The sequence below is a fragment of the Mediterraneibacter torques genome, assembly GCF_044591705.1.
In the GTDB taxonomy this organism is placed as follows: Bacteria; Bacillota; Clostridia; order Lachnospirales; family Lachnospiraceae; genus Mediterraneibacter; species Mediterraneibacter torques.
In genome coordinates this window covers 705458-724011 of the sequence record NZ_CP172594.1, presented here as the reverse complement: position 1 = coordinate 724011, position 18554 = coordinate 705458, and the positions used below count along the sequence as shown (strand labels likewise).

General features: G+C 42.1%; 18 protein-coding genes. 2 read left to right on the top strand and 16 right to left on the bottom strand.

The features are described from left to right. Positions 1–79 precede the first annotated feature (79 nt). The 5 genes from ACH9UM_RS03285 to ACH9UM_RS03265 form a co-directional block, all read right to left on the bottom strand. The gene (locus ACH9UM_RS03285; protein ID WP_009242559.1) at positions 80–343 is read right to left on the bottom strand and encodes a glyoxalase; all 264 of its coding nucleotides are present in this window, start codon (positions 341–343) and stop codon (positions 80–82) included. A 15-nt stretch (positions 344–358) separates the two neighbouring features. After that, a complete protein-coding gene (locus tag ACH9UM_RS03280; protein ID WP_009242558.1) occupies positions 359–1012 on the bottom strand; it encodes an HAD family hydrolase in 654 nt (217 codons plus the stop codon). Between the two features lie 115 nt (positions 1013–1127). Further along, positions 1128–1910 carry an RNA polymerase sporulation sigma factor SigG gene (gene sigG / locus ACH9UM_RS03275; protein WP_004846435.1) on the bottom strand — a complete coding sequence of 261 codons (783 nt, stop codon included), beginning with the start codon at positions 1908–1910 and terminating at the stop codon, positions 1128–1130. Positions 1911–2049: 139 nt separating this feature from the next. Next, the gene (locus tag ACH9UM_RS03270; protein WP_004846436.1) at positions 2050–3654 is read right to left on the bottom strand and encodes an MBL fold metallo-hydrolase RNA specificity domain-containing protein; all 1605 of its coding nucleotides are present in this window, start codon (positions 3652–3654) and stop codon (positions 2050–2052) included. A 106-nt stretch (positions 3655–3760) separates the two neighbouring features. Beyond that, a complete protein-coding gene (locus ACH9UM_RS03265; protein WP_004846437.1) occupies positions 3761–4375 on the bottom strand; it encodes a histidine phosphatase family protein in 615 nt (204 codons plus the stop codon). 255 nt (positions 4376–4630) lie between these two features. On the opposite strand from ACH9UM_RS03265, the gene ACH9UM_RS03260 reads away from it, so the two are divergent. Beyond that, positions 4631–5110, top strand: coding sequence for an S-ribosylhomocysteine lyase (locus tag ACH9UM_RS03260; RefSeq protein ID WP_004846438.1), 480 nt, complete (start codon positions 4631–4633; stop codon positions 5108–5110). 45 nt (positions 5111–5155) lie between these two features. On the opposite strand, the gene ACH9UM_RS03255 is transcribed toward ACH9UM_RS03260, so the two are convergent. Genes ACH9UM_RS03255 through ACH9UM_RS03245 form a run of 3 tightly spaced genes read right to left on the bottom strand, consistent with a single transcriptional unit; the run spans position 5156 to position 8538 of the window. Next, complete coding sequence (locus ACH9UM_RS03255) at positions 5156–5689, bottom strand: DUF5662 family protein (protein WP_009242556.1); 534 nt, start codon at positions 5687–5689, stop codon at positions 5156–5158. Between the two features lie 5 nt (positions 5690–5694). Then, positions 5695–7533 carry an alpha-amylase family glycosyl hydrolase gene (locus ACH9UM_RS03250; RefSeq protein ID WP_004846440.1) on the bottom strand — a complete coding sequence of 613 codons (1839 nt, stop codon included), beginning with the start codon at positions 7531–7533 and terminating at the stop codon, positions 5695–5697. 15 nt (positions 7534–7548) lie between these two features. Further along, complete coding sequence (locus tag ACH9UM_RS03245; RefSeq protein WP_004846441.1) at positions 7549–8538, bottom strand: substrate-binding domain-containing protein; 990 nt, start codon at positions 8536–8538, stop codon at positions 7549–7551. A gap of 154 nt (positions 8539–8692) precedes the next feature. Between ACH9UM_RS03245 and ACH9UM_RS03240 the strand changes: the two genes are divergently transcribed. Further along, positions 8693–9001, top strand: a complete 309-nt coding sequence (locus ACH9UM_RS03240) for a DUF1292 domain-containing protein (protein WP_004846442.1) — start codon at positions 8693–8695, stop codon at positions 8999–9001. A 19-nt stretch (positions 9002–9020) separates the two neighbouring features. On the opposite strand, the gene ACH9UM_RS03235 is transcribed toward ACH9UM_RS03240, so the two are convergent. The 8 genes from ACH9UM_RS03235 to ACH9UM_RS03200 form a co-directional block, all read right to left on the bottom strand. Further along, entirely contained in the window at positions 9021–10847 is a 1827-nt protein-coding gene (locus ACH9UM_RS03235) for an ATP-dependent helicase (RefSeq protein WP_004846443.1), read from the bottom strand. 24 nt (positions 10848–10871) lie between these two features. Continuing rightward, the gene (gene gltX / locus ACH9UM_RS03230) at positions 10872–12347 is read right to left on the bottom strand and encodes a glutamate--tRNA ligase (protein WP_004846444.1); all 1476 of its coding nucleotides are present in this window, start codon (positions 12345–12347) and stop codon (positions 10872–10874) included. 160 nt (positions 12348–12507) lie between these two features. Next, positions 12508–13527 carry a leucine-rich repeat protein gene (locus tag ACH9UM_RS03225; protein ID WP_004846445.1) on the bottom strand — a complete coding sequence of 340 codons (1020 nt, stop codon included), beginning with the start codon at positions 13525–13527 and terminating at the stop codon, positions 12508–12510. Between the two features lie 148 nt (positions 13528–13675). Beyond that, positions 13676–15109: an adenylosuccinate lyase gene (purB, locus tag ACH9UM_RS03220; protein ID WP_009242552.1), complete on the bottom strand. Its 1434-nt coding sequence runs from the start codon at positions 15107–15109 to the stop codon at positions 13676–13678. A 38-nt stretch (positions 15110–15147) separates the two neighbouring features. Next, positions 15148–15855 (bottom strand): phosphoribosylaminoimidazolesuccinocarboxamide synthase, encoded by a 708-nt coding sequence (purC, locus tag ACH9UM_RS03215; RefSeq protein ID WP_044929555.1) that lies wholly within the window; start codon positions 15853–15855, stop codon positions 15148–15150. A gap of 237 nt (positions 15856–16092) precedes the next feature. Next, on the bottom strand, positions 16093–16878 hold the full coding sequence (locus ACH9UM_RS03210; protein WP_009242550.1) for an amino acid ABC transporter ATP-binding protein: 786 nt from the start codon (positions 16876–16878) through the stop codon (positions 16093–16095). Positions 16879–16890: 12 nt separating this feature from the next. Beyond that, entirely contained in the window at positions 16891–17577 is a 687-nt protein-coding gene (locus ACH9UM_RS03205; protein WP_004846450.1) for an amino acid ABC transporter permease, read from the bottom strand. Positions 17578–17604: 27 nt separating this feature from the next. After that, positions 17605–18420, bottom strand: coding sequence for a transporter substrate-binding domain-containing protein (locus ACH9UM_RS03200; RefSeq protein WP_004846451.1), 816 nt, complete (start codon positions 18418–18420; stop codon positions 17605–17607). Positions 18421–18554: the final 134 nt, after the last annotated feature.

The window sequence follows — 18554 nt, the reverse complement described above, 5'->3', positions numbered from 1 at the left end:
GCGGCCTTTTCTCTTTGCTGCCTTATATTCATACAACAATACTTGACAAATATTATTCATACATTTGCTTTCACCGGTATTATCCTTCAACGATCAAATACGTTCCGTCCGGCAAAGCGAACACTTCCGAAGCTTCCTCAAGATCTTCTGCGGACATTCCGTCCACATCTACTCCCTCTTCTTCAAAGTATTCTCTCACCTCGTCAATAGAATCGACTACGACAGCCATACAGTCTGCAAGAAACGCTTCTGCTTCTTCCATGTTTTCTGCCACAGGCTCATCAAATAATTTTTTCTGTTCTTTCAAAAATGTGTTCAGACACTCTTCACTGTACTCATTCATCTGTCTTTTTCCCCTTTACCTGATAATGTCAAGAATTTCATCTGCCGCTGCCACAATTCTGTATGCATCTGCCTTTTCCAGTTCTTCTCGTGATCGAAATCCCCATTCTACAAGAACCGTATCCATATCCGCCGCATTTCCCGTCGCAGCGTCGACCTCTGAATCTCCGATATACAATACCTCTTCCGAAGACACCCCTAATGACTCTGCCATCGCAAACAATGCCGAAGGATCCGGTTTTCTCGGTACACCTTCTCTCTGCCCCCACACAAGGTCAAACGTCTCTTTCCCGAATATTTCTTCCACAACATGAACTGCCTGACGATCCGGTTTGTTCGACAACACTCCTAATTTCATGTTTTGATCTTTCAGCTTTAAGAGCATCTCTCTTATCCCCGGATAAGGTTTTACATGATAGGTACAGTTCCTGTCAAAAATACGTCCATATGCCTCAAAGGCTTTCTCGAACAAAAGAAGCTTTGTATCTCCTGCCGCTTTCAATGATTGTTCAATCAGTACCTTTGCTCCGTTTCCGACAAATGTTCTGCACTGTTCCTCTGTGATCGCCGGAAGCGCTACTTCCTTTAATGTCTCATTCACCGAAAATGTCAAAGACTCCAACGTATCGGTCAACGTTCCGTCTAAGTCAAATATACATGCTTTGTACACCGTTTTTCATCCTCTCTTGTCTTTGGTCAGATTTATATTACCATCAGTCACTTTATCTGACAAGATACTTTTAAACAATCTGTTCTTTCTCCTGACGTATTGTTTTTTCGCACTCTTATTTTCCTAAAAGATACTTGCGCATTATTTTTAAAGCATTCTTCTCCAGACGGCTTACCTGAGCCTGCGAAATATTGATCTGCTCTGCAACTTCCATCTGCGTCTTTCCTTCAAAAAAACGAAGTGTGATAATATATCGCTCTCTTTCGTTCAGTCGTTCCATCGCGGCCTCTAAAGAAAGTTCCTCGATCCAGTTTTCTTCTTTATTCTTTTTATCACTCACCTGATCCATCACAAACAGAGCATCTTGTCCGTCGCTGTACACAGGCTCATGCAGACTCATCGGCATCTGAATCGCATCAAGCGCATAGACGATCTCTTCCTTGGCAATCCCAATCTCTTCTGCGATTTCCTGAACGGTCGGCTCTTTCATATGCCGCTTTATATAACCTTCTTTTGCATAAATTGCCTTATAAGCTGTATCGCGCAATGATCTGCTCACACGGATCGGACTGTTATCCCGCAAATATCGTCTGATCTCCCCTATGATCATAGGTACTGCATATGTGGAAAATTTCACCATGCGCCCCGGATCAAAATGATCTACTGCTTTCATCAGTCCGACACATCCTATCTGGAACAGATCATCCGCATTTTCACTGCTGTTTTCAAAACGTTTGATCACACTTAGAACAAGCCGCAGATTCCCTTTAATATACTTTTCCCGGGCTTCTTCATCCCCTGCTTTTATCCGCTCAAAAAGTTCTTCTTTTTCCTCTTCTTTAAGAAGCGGAAGCTTCGCTGTATTTACCCCGCAAAGTTCTACCTTATTTACTGTCATCACAACAATCCTCCCAAGTAGTTTCTACTTAGAAGAATTCTCATTCAATAAGAAAGATATTCCGATTCCCGCAAATTTTTATAAACTTTTAGTCCTTGACAAAATCATCTTTTTTTGTATTTCCCGTCACGCAGACCATTTAGTCTTCCCATTTATCGGAAAGATTATTGATCTGTGTTTCAAATTTTGCCTTATCTTTATTAGAAAGTCCTTCATTTTTGTAAATAATATCAAGCAGACGTCTGCCTGCTGCCACAAGCCGTTCAAAAGCAGAGTCTGATTTCCGCCGTGCCGCTTTCTTTGCTTTGACCGGAACGCGCACTCCTTCGTTCACGATCTCATTCTTCAAAAGGTCCGCTTCACAGCAAGGGTAAGGCGCCCATGCAGAATACCCGAACTTTTCCTCTACCGTATGTGCAAACTCTTCTGTCACCGTATCTTCTCCATGTACGACAAACACTCTCTCAATCGGACTGACAAACGCCCCAATCCATGAAAGCAGCCCGTTCATATCCGCATGACCGCTTACCCCGTGTAAGCTTTCGATATGCGCATGAACTTCAATCGGCTCTCCAAACAGTTTTACATTCTTTTCTCCTTCAATCAGACTTCGTCCGAGAGTTCCGTTTGCCTGATATCCCACAAACAGGATCGTACATTCCGGACGCCAAAGATTATGCTTCAAATGATGACGGATACGACCTGCATCGCACATTCCCGATGCGGATATAATCACTTTCGGTTTCTCGATAAAATTGATCATCTTGGAATCATCGCTCGTTGTCGATATGTGAAGCCCGGGAAATACAAGAGGATTTATTCCGGCATTGACAAGCTCCATTGCCTCTTTATCAAAACAATCCCGCATATTCATTGTAAATACTTTCGTCGCTTCGATCGCCAACGGACTATCCAGGTACACGTCAAAATCTTCGTATTCCGGAAGCAGATGCTTTTCTTTGATCTCACGGATAAAATAAAGCATCTCCTGTGTCCTTCCGACTGCAAAGGAAGGAATGACAACATTACCTCCTCTGTCAAATGTCTCCTTGATAATGCGGGTAAACTCTCCCAGATAATCCGGTTTCTCGGCAGTATGTATCCGGTTTCCGTAAGTAGACTCCACTACGATATAATCTGCCGAATCTGTGTAGCTTGGATCTTTTATGATCGGCTGATCTACATTTCCGATATCCCCCGAAAAGACGATCTTCTTCGTCACATCACCTTCTGTTGCCCAGACTTCGATACTGGCCGATCCAAGCAGATGTCCGACATCGGTAAAACGAATCTGTATCCCATCGCAGATCGTGATCCTTTCCCCATACCCGCACGGCACGAGCAGTTCAATCGCATCCAACGCATCCTGCATCACATACACGGGCTCAAATTCCGGTTTTCCTGCCCTTCTGCCTTTCCTGTTTCGCCATTCTGCCTCAAACTCCTGAATATGAGCGCTGTCACGAAGCATGATATTACATAGATCGGCAGTTGCAAATGTTGTGAAAATCTGACCTTTAAATCCGTTTTTTGCCAATTTCGGCAGCATTCCCGAATGATCGATATGTGCATGAGTCAAAAATACATAGTCAATCTCATTTTCCGGAATCGGAAGTCCCGGATTTTCATACAGATCCGGTCCTTGTTCCATTCCGCAGTCTATCAAGATATTTTTTCCTGCCGCTTGAAGAAAATGACAGCTTCCCGTAACTTCATGAGCTGCCCCGACAAATGTAAGCTTCATAAGTCCACCATCCCTTTTCACTTTTCTTCTATTGTAACATCATTTGCAAAAATATAAAGTAAATTTCTGAAAAAACTCCTTCAAAAGCATACTTTATTTGTAAACTTTAATAGTATATGAGACCTTCCTCTTTAATTATGATATCCTTTCCTTTTATTTCCACTACGGAAACAGCACAGTTTTTCGGCACTTTATATTTCCAAAAATCTTTTATCTGCATATTTCCTTTTATCCGGTTCAACAAAGCTGTCATGGCCGCTCCATGGGTTGAAATCAAAATATGACTGTCTTTCAAATCCTCCCGATCTGCAATTTCCGACAAAAAGCAGCCTGTTCTTTCATATAATTCACTGATCGACTCTGCTCCTTCAGAAGGAACATAGTTTTCCGTATCTGTAAAAAAGCGCTGAAACGCTTCGCTCCCCGGATCTGTGATTTCCCCACGGAACTTCATTCCTTCACACTTTCCGAAACAAATCTCCTCAATGCGTTTTTCTTCAACCAGAGGAATTTCTCTTTCCCCAAGTATGATCTGCGCCGTCTCTTTCGCCCGGATCAAAGGGCTTGTATAACAAAAATCGATGCGGACGTCCTTCATCCCTTCTGCAGTCGCTTCCGCAAGATACCTGCCCCTTTCATTCAACGGAATATCCGTACGTCCCTGAACTTTTCCCGCCTTATTCCAATCTGTTTCCCCATGACGAACAATATAAAGCAGCATTTCTTTTCTCTCCTTCTCTTTTTTCTTATCCGCTTTTTGTATATTGCAGATTTTTTATTATTTTTCACATTTTCCCACTATGATCAATAGATCTTTTTTCCGATCCCTTACCCTTTTCCGCCTTCTTTTATCAACTTTCTCTCTTGTCTTTTTTCACGGTCATGTCTATAATAACGATGTTGCATCATAACACTTACATAAAAGATTAAAAAATCAGGGCGTATGGCTCAACAAACATAAGAAAGGAACATCAATATGAATAAAATCACAAGTTTTACGATCGATCACATCCGCCTCATTCCCGGAATCTATGTATCAAGAAAAGACTCTGTCAACGGTCATATCATCACGACATTTGACATCCGAATGACAAGCCCGAATGATGAACCTGTCATGAATACTGCCGAAATCCACACAATCGAACATCTGGGCGCCACATTTCTCCGCAACCATGAAGTATATAAAGATCAGGTGATCTACTTTGGTCCTATGGGATGCAGAACCGGTTTCTATCTTCTTCTTGCAGATGATCTGACTTCTTCTGAGATCTTACCTCTTATGAAAGAAATGTTTTCTTTTATCGCGTCTTTTAAGGGAGAAGTCCCTGGAGCATCTGCCAAAGACTGCGGAAATTATCTTGATATGAATCTTCCGATGGCAAACTTCCTTGCCCGAAAATTTCTTGAAGAAGTATTGACGGATATTCGGGAAGAACAACTGAATTATCCGGTCTGATAAATATTAAATAAGCCGTTTTTTAACGGCTTATTTTTATATCTTTCATTTCTTTTTCAATATTTCCCGGCGAACATAGCAAAACACTGTCTCTTCCCCTTGTTCCGCAAGCATATGCAAAAGTTTTTCCAAAAGTTTCCTCGTATCTTTATGCATCATATCTCCCGCTTTTCCACTGTTATAATATATCAGTGGATCGCTGTCTTTGTATGCTGCTCCTTTATATACTTTACATGCCGCGATCCGATCCATAAACATCTCTACGACGTATCTGACCGGCATCTTCATTCCTACCAGTTTCCCTTCTCCGTGAGAATCATAATCAAGCCAGTATTCATAATGATGCTTATTTCTTCCTTTGTGATGAAGCCATGCAGAAGAATACCCTTTGTCTTCCCGTTCTGCATTATTCGGACTTCTTGTTCCCTGATAATACCTGCATCCGACTCGAAATTCCGTCCATCCATATTTAGACAAATCATGAAGAAGTCCCTGCCGATACAAACCTACGCGAAAACATTCCTGCATAACGAGAATTTTATGTTTTGTGATCGTTTGAAAATGTTTGATCGCTTTCATATTCTTTACTCCTGTCTGCATTTCTTTTCTTTTTCGGCATCAGACGTTACTATATCTGTTTTTTCTGTTTCCGAAACAGATTTCTTCTCCGCGGTCTTACCTTTGGAGTGAAAATTTGTATTCCGTAACTCTGTTTTATCTTCCTCGCAGCTTATAAGAACTGCAATACTCCGCTCTCTGATCTCGATACGTTTCTGATCTTCCAATTTTATACTCTTTGACAGAACGCCTCTGTCCGTATCCAACGCCAAATGCCAGCATTTTCCTTTTCCCGGAGATGGAAGCGCATAACTATGAGGAAGCCAGTGCATATTATAAGCGACAAAGCAATCACAGTCTCCAACGCCTGCTCCTGAATACATAACGCCCAACTGGCGGCTTGACACTTCGTTTTTTACCTGCCATGCATTTTCTCCGTGATAAGAGACATCCGGCATTCCACATGCCGTACGATCCATTCCTTTTAACGGTTCTTTCTGACACAAACACGGATGATTTTTCCGAAATGTAATCAACGCTTTTACGTAATCAAACAATCCTCTGTCAGACTTAAGCCTGCTCCAGTCAAGCCACCCCGTTGCATTATCCTGACAATAAACGTTATTATTTCCTTTCTGCGTATTGTAAAATTCATCTCCCGACAAAAGACACGGTGTTCCCTGCGCCAACAACAACAAAAGAAACGCATTTCTGATCTGACTTTTCCGCAGATTCACAACACTTCTTTTACGGCTCTGTCCCTCTGCGCCGCAATTCCAACTATAATTATAGTCAGGACCGTCTGTATTATTTTCTCCATTTTCTTCGTTATGTTTGCAGTCATATGATACAAGGTCTCTCAATGTAAAACCGGTCTGCGCTGTAATATAGTTACATTTTCCGTCCGAAGCGCTATTGTGACCAAGTGATGAGATCACATCATTAACCATATTCTCATCGCCTTTTAAAAAACGGCGCATCACATTTTGAAACCCGTCATCTTTGCGCATCAAACGAATACCTTTCAAAAAAGGATCTTTATTTAAAAGTTCCCATGAAACGATATAAGGATTGACCACAAACCCGTCCACATGATACTCCATCATGTAAAAGCGCAGACACTCCGCCGCTTCTTGCTCGGAAATTCCCGCAGCAAACGGCATTTCCAAAACAACCTCTATGTCTGCCTTGTGACATGCTTTTACCATATCTTTCAACTCGCGCACAGCACATCCGTCCGAAGAATATGCCTCCTTCGGCGCAAAATAAAACGCCGGACCATATCCCCAATAATTAATCTTTGTTTTTGCACACTCATCAAACTCATAAATCGGCATGCACTGGATCTGGTTCACCCCAAGTTCTTTCAGATAAGGAATCTTTTCGATCACCCCTTGATACGTTCCTCTATGCAGCACTTTTGAGGAACTGTGCTTTGTAAAGCCCCTCACATGGATACTGTATGAAACTACTTCATTCCATGGATGCCGAATCGGGCGATCTTCGCCCCAATCATAATCTGAAACTTGTATTTTCGCCCGTACGCCATGTTTATCATCGTTCTGCCGTTTTCCAAATACTTCCCTTCCTGCAATTTCTTTTGCGTATGGATCTGTACATACCTTTCCATCGATCAAAAAGTTATATTCGTATTTTTCAGGATCAATTTCTTCTACACTTAGGAAACGTACCTCTCCTATGCCTTCTTCCTCCGGCATGTCAAAGCAGACTTCCGGCTTTGTGTTTCCTTCTCTGTAAAGCAGAAGTTCACACGTTTTTCCCATCGGAACCTGCACAGAAAAATTCACTTTTCTTTCTTTTGCAGCCGCTCCGAACGGAAGCGGACTTCCTTCTGTTTTTCTCATATTCCGTTTCCTTTCTTACTGCCAGCCATCTGTTCCGTATATCTCTACATTCTCTTTATTTATAAAAAATGTTTCGATCAAAACCTCTTCTTCATAGGAACCGTCATCTAAAATTGCATCTGCGGTCTTTACGGCAATTTTTCCTTCAATAATCGGAGAGCGTGCTCCAATTCCCGCCATCGCTCCTTCCTGAGCCAAAAGCGCTGCCTTTGCCGCCGGAGAACCGCCAATACTATAGATGAGAATATCGTTTTTTCCACTCTCTTTCACAGTCGCGCGAACCGCTTCAGCCATCTGATCATCTGCACACATAATAACTTCAACCTTTGTACCTGATGACAAAATTTCATTCAATTCTTTTGTCATCCCATCTGTCTGAGCGCCGTCAACACGCTTAACAACTTCAAATCCTCCGTTTTTGATCTTTTCTTCAAATCCTGAAATTCCTTCGCTTAAGTTTTGGTCTGCCTTATCCTCCACAATGACGAGCTTTCCTCCGTCAGGCATCTTCTCTTTCAAATCTTCTCCGCACACTTTTCCTGCATTATAATTGTCCGAACTGATAAACGCTTTCGCCAGGTCGCGTTCTTTCACTTGAGTTTCAAGTAAGATAACCGGAATATCCGCTTTGTCCAGAGCTTCTAAAGCCGGTGTGACAGCATCAGGATCAGATGCCGTAAGAAAAACAACGTCTGCTCCCTTATCAATCATCTCCATAAGCTGTTCATTTTGTTTCACCGGATCATTCCCCGCATCACGCACAATAAACTGCCCTTTGTTTTGTTCTGCCTGAACCCCGATAGCATCTTTCAAAGCCATATAAAACGGATCTTTGAGATCCGCACAACTGTATCCGTACAAATAATCTTTCGCAGGTTCCACAGACTCTTCGTCTTCTTCTACAACCGGATTATCTTCGGGTGTTCCTACATTTTTCTTGCAGCCTGATAAAAAAAGAACGGCAAATACCGTCAGCAATATAAATTCGATCACTCTTTTTTTCATGTCGTCTCCTCTTTACCGTATAGGTTTTTTGTTCTTATTTTATTCTACCTTGTTTCAAATGAATGTCAATACAATCACGTTGCTTCTTGCTTTTTCTCTTTCTTTCTGATACCATCTTATAAAACACACGATATGCAGATAAGGAGAAAATCATATGAATGAAAATGAAGCAATCACAGTTACACTGACACTTGAAAATGATGAAGAACTGGAATGTGCCGTTCTTTCCATCTTTGAAGCCGAAGAAAGAGAATACATCGCCCTTCTTCCGCTTGACGAAAACGGAGACAATGACGATGGACAAGTATTTCTTTATCGTTTCATCGACAATGGCGAAGACGCAGAGCCGGATCTGGAAAACATCGAAGACGATCAGGAATTTGAACGTGTTTCAAATGCATTTAATGAGTTGATGGAAGAACAGGATTTTGCGGATATAGATCTCGACGAGCTTGAGGACTGATCTTTTCATCCGCTCATCCCTATTCTAATAATTCATCTACAAAACGGGAAGGACTTGTCTCTTTCCCGTTTTTTGTTTTTACATAAGATACTTTCAACACTTCTTTTGCCCTCGTCATACCGACATAAAACAGCCTTCTTTCCTCCTCTGTCTCAGCATCCGTCTTTGCTTTCTTATATGGCATCTTCCCCTCGTTTGCTTCTACGAGAAATACAGTATCAAACTCAAGTCCTTTGGCAGAATGCAGTGTCATAAGATGAACCCCTTCTCTGTCTTCCTGTCTCTTCATCGACTTTAGCCGGAGCAAACGCGTATATTCTTCTATATGACGAAACCACTCTTCTATCGTTGCAAAAGGGCGCGCAGCCTCCTCCAGCTCTGCCAGCACTTCATTGAGATTCGCTCGATCGATTTTTCTCGTAAACGCATAATCTTTCAAAAAATCATCATATCCGATCCGCTTTCGTATATAATTAATTCCCGCATATGGCGCTGTTTTTCGAAGCATTTTTACATCCCATTCAAATTGATCGATCCGATCCAGCATCCATTCTTTATCGCAATAAAATTTTCTCATTTCTTCAAAAGAAGGTTTCCCTGATGCAACACTGTCTCTTCCTATATATCGTTTCGGGCGGTTCATAACTTGCAAAAGATCATTTCGTTCTATATTTCCAAGAGCCAGCCTGAAATAGGCGCAAATATCTTTTGCGATAAAATGGTCGTATAGATTCGGAAGCCGCTCTTTCATCTGAAACGGGATCTTCCGTTCCAGAAATTCTTCGGCAACCGGACGCGCATCTGTATGAATGCGGAAAAGGACTGCCATCTCTTCATACGAAATCCCCAGTTCTGCACGTTTTTCTATCTCGTCCGCAACGTACTGCGCCTCTTCGTTCGGGTCTTTCACTTCCTGCACATGCACGCAGAATCCGTTTTCCTTTACAGACTGAAACTCTTTTAGAAACCTCTTTTCATTATGTCCTATCACCTTCATCGAGTTTTTTACAATATTTCCCGATGACCTATAATTTATATTCAATATGATCCTTTTTGCCTGAGGGTAATCTTCCGAAAATCGAAACATAAATTCCGAATCAGCTCCGCGGAAGCCGTAAATTGCCTGATCGTCGTCTCCGACTACAAAAAGATTATTTTCCGGAAGAGCCAGCATACGAATCACATCGTATTGAACTCTGTTGATATCCTGAAACTCATCAACTAATATATACTTGAACTTTGTCTGCCATTGTTTCAATACATCAGGATGGCTTACAAACAAGTCTTTGCACAACACAAGCATATCATCAAAGTCCAGCTTCCTGACAGCTTTTCTTTGAGCTTCGTATTTTTCATATAATTCTCTGAATGTATCCTGTCTGCATTTCTTGGAAACAAACTGTCCTATTTTCAGCCCGTTATTTTTTACAAGTCCGATTTCTTCCGCAATATCATGCAGAAAATCTTCTTCCTCTGCCGCCTCTGTTCCGCAATCTTCCGATACTCTTCGAAGAATTCGATATTTTTCTTCTTCTGACAAAATATTATCCGGTCCAAGCCTGTATGCCCACTTTAAAATGCCGTAATAAATGCCATGAAACGTTCCGGCAGTAACCGGAACATTTGATTTTCCCATCAGGCTGCAAAGTCTGGATTTCATCTCTGCCGCCGCAAAACGGGTAAAAGTAACGACCAGAATCTCTTCCGGTCTTACTTCATATCTTTCGATCAAATATTTAATTCTGTTTACGATCGTCAGCGTTTTTCCGGATCCCGGTCCCGCCAACACCTGACACGGTCCTTTTCCGTGCATGATCGCTTCATTTTGTGCCTTATTAAATCCCATCTGATTCCTCGCTTTGACCGATGTTTATTCTGCCTCTGCAGTCTGGCTGAGTTTCTCGATCCCTGCACGAATTCTTTTAAGAGATTCTTCCTTTCCGAGAACTTCCATCAGTTCTGTTGCTCCGCCCGGTGTGTTCTGTTTGCCTGATACTGCAGTACGAAGCGGCCACATAACATAACCGATCTTATATTCTTTCTCTCCCGCAAAACTTTTGAGTGTCTCAAACAAAGAATCATTGTCAAACGCTTCCTGCGCTTCAAGAACCGGAAGCACTTCCCGCAAAAGCACGAGTCCTTTCTCAGGATCCGTTTTCATCTTCTTATGTCTGTATAATTCGTTATCATACTCCGGAACTTCCTCAAAGAAGTCAATTTGTTCGCAAATATCCGGAAGGATCTCGATTCTTGTTTTTACAAGCGCCGCAATCTTCTTCAGGTCATAGTCTTTCGTGACTGCCTTTTTTAAATACGGTTCTGCCAACTCATAAAATCTGTCAAAATCCATCGCCTTTAAATATTCGCCGTTCATCCATTTTAATTTTACCGTATCAAACACAGCGGGAGATTTACTCATATGGCGATAGTCAAACGCCTCTACTAATTCCTCCAAAGAAAAGATCTCTCTGTTGTCAGAAGGACACCATCCAAGCAAAGCCACATAATTCACAACCGCTTCAGACACAAATCCCTGATCGATCAAATCCTCATAAGAAGCATGACCGCATCTTTTACTTAATTTTTTATGGTTTTCATCTGTGATAAGCGGACAGTGTACATAAACCGGAATTTCCCATCCAAACGCCTCATAGAGACGATTGTATTTCGGCGCGGACGAAAGATATTCATTCCCACGTACGACATGTGTGATCCCCATAAGATGATCGTCTATTACATTTGCAAAGTTATATGTCGGAAATCCATCGGATTTAATCAGGATCATATCGTCCAACTCATTGTTCGGCACTGTAATATTCCCGTAAATCTCGTCATGGAATGTTGTCTCTCCCTCATTCGGAACATTCAGACGGATCACCCATGGTTTTCCTTCCGCAAGGTTTTTCTCCACTTCTTCTTTACTAAGGCCGAGACAATGCTTGTCATAAACAACAATATCTGTTCCGTCGTCAGAAACCGATGTTTTCAGACTTTCAAGACGCTCTTTATCACAGAAGCAGTAATAAGCGTCTCCCTGTTCTACAAGCTGTTTCGCATAATCCAGATAAAGTCCGGATGCCTGTCTTTCACTTTGAACGTACGGACCGAATCCTCCGTCTTTATCAGGTCCTTCATCATGAAGAAGTCCTGTTTTTTCCATTGTTCTGTATATGATATCAAGCGCGCCTTCAACAAAACGCTCCTGGTCTGTATCTTCTACTCTTAAAATAAAATCTCCGCCTTCATGCTTTGCAATTAAATATGCATAAAGCGCTGTTCTTAAATTCCCCACATGCATTCTTCCGGTCGGACTGGGCGCAAATCTTGTTCTTACTTTATTTTCCATGTTTTTTCTCCACTTCTATTTCTTCTATTTTCCTGCTCTGTGCAGTGTCCCGGCTCTGGCCGTTTCATTTTTCTGTCACAGAACCGTCTTCTGTATAAAACTTACAGGCAACATTATAAAACAACTGCAAAAAATGTTCAAGACGCTGTATACTTTCTTTTCACCGTCTCAGTTCAATATAAGACGGCAAACTCCTGATTTCTAAAACGGAACAATCAGAAGCATCCAAGACGGAAATTCCCGCCCGGTCAAACGCTCCGTCCGCAATTTCTGTCACATGTGAAGGAACTTTATAATTTCCCGTTCTTGCCGGAGGAAATGCCAAAAGACACGTTCCGTCTTTTGAAAATAAAACTCCGTCCTCTGTATAATATCCTGCGGAGGTCTCCATTTCAATCCATCCAAGTGAAGTCAAATCTGTAAACGCACGTTCTTCAATCTCTGATATATTAGCAGGAATATAGATTTCTGAAATAATATCTTTACAGGAAGCGAATGCTCCTGCCGCAATTCCCCTACATCCTTCTGAAGGAAGTATGAGATATCCGTCTTCCGAAATAACCGACAGATCAGAAATCCCGCAAATCATTCCTGACGCGTCTGTAACAAATCCGCCGCCTATTACTGTTTTATCTCCTACACCGCCTTCTTCTAAAGCCGGATCATCCGATATATTTTCATCGATTACCGGAATGTCTGACAATTCTCCGCTGATCGGCGGATCATTTGGCAGAATCGTCTCAATGATCGGAGCATCCGGTACGGTTTCTTCTCCAGGCAAAATGTTCGATATAGTTTCTTCAGCCATCAAAGCATCCGATATCGCATCTTCAACCGGTAAAACAACTGCCGCGCTGTTTCCCGTATTCAAATCTTCCGAGCGCTCCGATATAACCGCAGGCACAGTGAAAAGATCAGCTGAAACATCTGCCGAAATCTGAATCTCGGTTACCGAAATCATAAAAGAACCTGTTGTTCCTACTCCCGCCGCATATTCGGCGACAGCTCTTCCTGCCATATCTTTCAGCCGAACACTTCCGAAATTTATCGTCTCCATTCCCTGCCCCATCATACCGACAGTCAAAACGGCTGCCATAAGAAAAACGAAAAACAGTTTTCTTATTCTGTCATACACTGCCCTTAAATATCCTGTCTCATAAAACACACCACAAAATTCCATCTTTTAATATCCTCTCATTCGCTTTGCTTTGGAAAAATTTTCCATTACTTCACTATGATAAAATACCAAAGAAAAAGGAATGCTGCAATCCCCTGCAACACTCCTTAGCACATTTCTATATAATATTTTTTAATATGAACAGCATCAATTATACATTGATCTCCGCTTTCATACCAAGCTCTTTTTCATTTTCCTGCAAAAGCGGATAAATGACATTTTTCAGATAAGCGTCAACCTGCTCTCTTGCACGTCCTACGTATTTTGCCGGATCCATCGTCTTTTTCAGATCTTCTAAGCTCATATTAAAGGCCTGATCTTCCGCAATCAACTCAAGAAGGTTATTGTCAAGACCGTTTTCTTTTACGTTCTTTCCTGCTTCCATCGAAAGCTCTCTGATACGCTCGTGAAGTTCCTGACGATCTCCGCCTGCTTTCACCGCATCCATCATAATATTTTCCGTTGCCATAAACGGAAGTTCTGACATCAGACGTTTCTCAATTACCTTCGGATAAACGACAAGCCCGTCAACAACATTCAGACAAAGATCAAGAATGCCGTCGATCGCAAGAAATCCTTCCGGTACACTGAGACGTTTATTCGCCGAATCATCCAATGTTCTTTCAAACCACTGTGTAGCGGATGTAATTGCCGGATTCAGTGCATCAATCATCACATATCTTGACAGTGATGCAATACGCTCGCTTCTCATCGGATTTCTCTTATATGCCATCGCCGAAGACCCTATCTGTGTCTTTTCAAACGGCTCTTCGATCTCTTTTAAGTGTTGGAGAAGACGAATGTCATTTGAAAACTTATGCGCACTTGCGGCGATTCCCGCCAGCACATTCAGCACTCTCGTATCCACTTTTCTTGAATATGTCTGACCGGAAACAGGGTAACAAGCTTTAAATCCCATCTTTTCCGCGATCATCGGATCGATCTTATCGATTGTTTCCTGATCTCCGTCAAAAAGCTCCAAAAAACTCGCCTGAGTTCCTGTTGTTCCCTTCGATCCGAGAAGTTTCAAGCTCCCGAGAACATAATCCAAATCTTCCAGATCCATCTCGAACTCCTGCATCCAAAGTGTCGCTCTCTTTCCGACTGTTGTCGGCTGAGCCGGCTGGAAATGTGTAAACGCAAGTGTCGGCTGACTTTTCTGCTCTTCTGCAAATTTTGCCAGCTCGGCAATTACATTGATCAGTTTTCTGCGTACAAGTTTCAACGCCTCGGACATCACGATAATATCTGTGTTATCTCCGACATAACAGGATGTCGCGCCAAGATGAATGATTCCTTTTGCTTTCGGGCACTGTACGCCATATGCATACACATGAGACATTACATCGTGACGTACGATCTTCTCCCGTTCTTTTGCCACATCGTAATTGATATCATCTGCATGACTTTTCAATTCTTCAATCTGCTCATCCGTAATATTGAGTCCTAATTCTTTTTCTGTCTCCGCCAGTGCGATCCAAAGTCTTCTCCATGTGCGGAACTTCTTATCCGGGGAGAAAATATACTGCATTTCTCTGCTCGCATAGCGTTCGGAAAGAGGACTTACATAACGATCATTGCTCATGTCTGGTTCTCTCCTTTTTGTATCATACAATCCTTTTCTTATTTGATGCCGATCCGTTTAAATACTTCCTGATAAGCATCTTCTACATTTCCCATATCTCTGCGGAAACGGTCTTTGTCAAGTTTTTCATGTGTTTCTTTATCCCAAAGACGGCATGTATCCGGTGAAATCTCATCTGCAAGAATAATATCTCCGTGATATCTTCCGAACTCGATCTTAAAGTCGATCAGATCGATTCCCGCTTCGTCAAAGAACTTTTTCAAAACATCGTTTACTTTAAATGTATACTCTGTAATCTTATCGATCTCTTCTCTTGTAGCCGCTCCGATGGCAATCGCAAAATAATCATTGATCAGCGGATCTCCGAGATCATCGTCTTTATAACTGAATTCCAAAGTCGGTGCGAGCAGTTTTCTTCCTTCTTCGATTCCCAGTCTCTTAGAAAAACTTCCTGCTGCCACATTACGCACGATTACTTCAAGCGGAACGATCTCCACTTTTTTCACGGCTGTCTCTCTATCGCTGAGTTCTTCTACATAATGTGTCGGAACTCCTTCTTTTTCCAAAACCTGGAATACATAATTCGTCATACGGTTGTTGATCACGCCTTTTCCGACGATCGTTCCTTTTTTCTCCCCGTTAAAAGCTGTCGCATCATCTTTATAATCAACGATCACAACATCCGGATCCTCTGTGGCAAATACTTTTTTTGCTTTTCCTTCATAGAGCTGTTCTAATTTTTTCATAACATCCACACCTGTCCTTTTCATTAATTTTTCAAATCTGGAGTGATTAGTATACGGCATGTCTTATTTTTAATACATCCCGCAAATCCGATTATAATATAAGGCGGAGGGAAAATCAACATACCCTCCGCCTTGTATTTCTGTCATCTCATTATTTTATTCATTGCCATTTAATAAGTTTTTCTTATAAACAAAGTATTATTTATTACTTTTTTATAAAAAACATTATTTAGAAACTCATCCATTAGTAAAACGAGACAAAAACTGCTTCGTTCTCTCTTCTTTCGGATTTTCAAAAACTTCCTCCGGAGTCCCCTGTTCCAAAATACATCCTCCATCCATAAAAATCACCTGGCTGGACACATCTCTTGCAAACGCCATTTCATGTGTGACGATGATCATCGTCGTCTCCTGGTCTGCAAGACTTTGGATCACTTTCAACACTTCTCCCGTTAATTCAGGATCAAGCGCCGACGTCGGCTCATCAAAACATAAGATATCCGGCTTTAACGCAAGGGCTCTGGCGATTGCGACACGCTGACACTGTCCGCCGGAAAGCTGATGTGGATAATTTTCCATACGATCCGCAAGTCCCATCTGGGTCAGAAGCCTCCTTGCCTCTTTTTCAATCTCCTCATGGATCTCTTTTTTATGTTGTTTATAATCCGGTTGTTCTTTTGCGAGAAGCTCTTTTGCCAACATTACATTTTTCAGAGCCGTATACTGCGGGAACAGATTAAACGATTGAAATACCAACCCGAAATGAAGCCGTTTTTTCCGAATTTCTCCCTCCTGTGAAGTTATGGGATCATGAATATCAAACAATGTTTCTCCGTTTACACTGATCGATCCACCGTCCGGTCTTTCCAGAAAATTCAAACACCTAAGCAGCGTCGTCTTTCCGCTTCCCGAAGAACCGATAATTGAAAGAACCTGTCCTTTCTCAAGAGAAAAGGTGATGTCTTTCAACACTTCCGTTCGATCAAAACTTTTACTCAAATGTTCTACTTCAAGAATTGCCACACGCTCCACCTCCTACTTGAAATAATCCAGTTTCTTCTCAAGACGTCCCAGAAGCACTGTCAAAATACCGTTAAAGATCAGATAATATACCGCTGTAAAAAAGAGCGGCCAGATGACTCCGGCAATTCCCTGCGATCCTTTCAGAAATGCCTGTCCTGCCCATATAATTTCCTGAAGCGCAATAATGCGGGCAAGAGACGTATCTTTCACAAGAGTAATGATCTCATTAGACATCGGAGGTACGATCCGTTTTACCATCTGAAGCAAAGTTACCTTGAAAAAAATCTGACTTCGCGTCATGCCAAGCACAAGCCCCGCCTCTTCCTGACCATGCGGTACTCCCTGAATACCGCCTCTGTATATTTCTGAAAAATAACATGCGTAATTAAAAATAAATGCAACTGCCGCCGCAAGAAAACGTCCGGCTTCTCCCCCGCCCCAGATATTGTTTCCCATAACAAGTCCCGGAAAGAAATAGATGATCAAAAGCTGGATCATAAGGGGCGTTCCTCTTATGATCCACACAATAATCTTCGTCAGATAACTAAGCGGTTTAAACCGCGACATCGATCCGAATGCAATGACAAGCCCAAGCGGAACCGCTCCGAGCAGTGTCACAAAAAACAACTTTAATGTCTGGAGAAATCCGATATTCAGTGATTTAAACACAATCGGAAACTGTTCTAATATCAAATCCATTTTTTGTCTACAACTCCGTCTTTTATCTTATTTCACAAGCATATCCTGAAGGTTATATTTTTCCGCACATTTCACTATGCTTTCGTCTTCATAACACTCTGCGAAGAAATCGTTCAGAGCTTTTGCAAGATCAGAACCTTTTCTGAATCCAACGCCGTACTCTTCCTCGCTTAATCTTACCGTATAAGCAAGATCCGCATAATTTGTTCCTTCTCCGATCATCGCCGTCGCCATCAGAAGATCGATCACAGCCGCATCCGACGTACCTGCCGCAACTTCCATCAACGCATCCGCCTGTGCTGTCACCGGAGTGAAATCAAGTCCGCGATTTTCCACTTCATCTTCTCCCGCGCTTCCCGATTCTACCGCAAACGACAGATCTGACAGGCTTTTCTCATCCTGATATTTATCTGCTTTATCCGCCGGAAGTACAACAACCTGTGCATTATTTAAGTATGCGTCTGTACATTCCATAGAACTTGTAACTTCTTCGGTAAGCGTCATTCCGTTCCATACACAGTCGATCGTCTTCCCGTCAAGTTCTAAGATCTTATTATCCCAGTCAATCTCCACAAACTCTACATCTACGCCGAGGCTCTCTCCGAACGCCTTCGCCATATCCGCATCAAAACCGATCCATTCGCCTTCTTCATCCTGGTAATCCATCGGCTCAAAATTTGTGATTCCCACGACAAGCGTTCCTTTTTCCTTTACATAATCGAGATCGCTTTCTGAAGCTGCTTTCTTTCCCGAATCTTTCTTTGCATCATCAGAACCACATCCTGCCAACACTGAAACAACAAGTCCCGCACACAACAAAACACTTAACACTCTTCTTTTCATAGATAACCTCCACAACCAAACTTATAGTTCTCGCTTTCTTTCTTTACTAATGAGTCACTGTACCACAGTAAAGTTACCTCTGTATTCTAACATGGAGAACCCTCCGTGTCAACACACAGAGGGTCTTTCTTCTC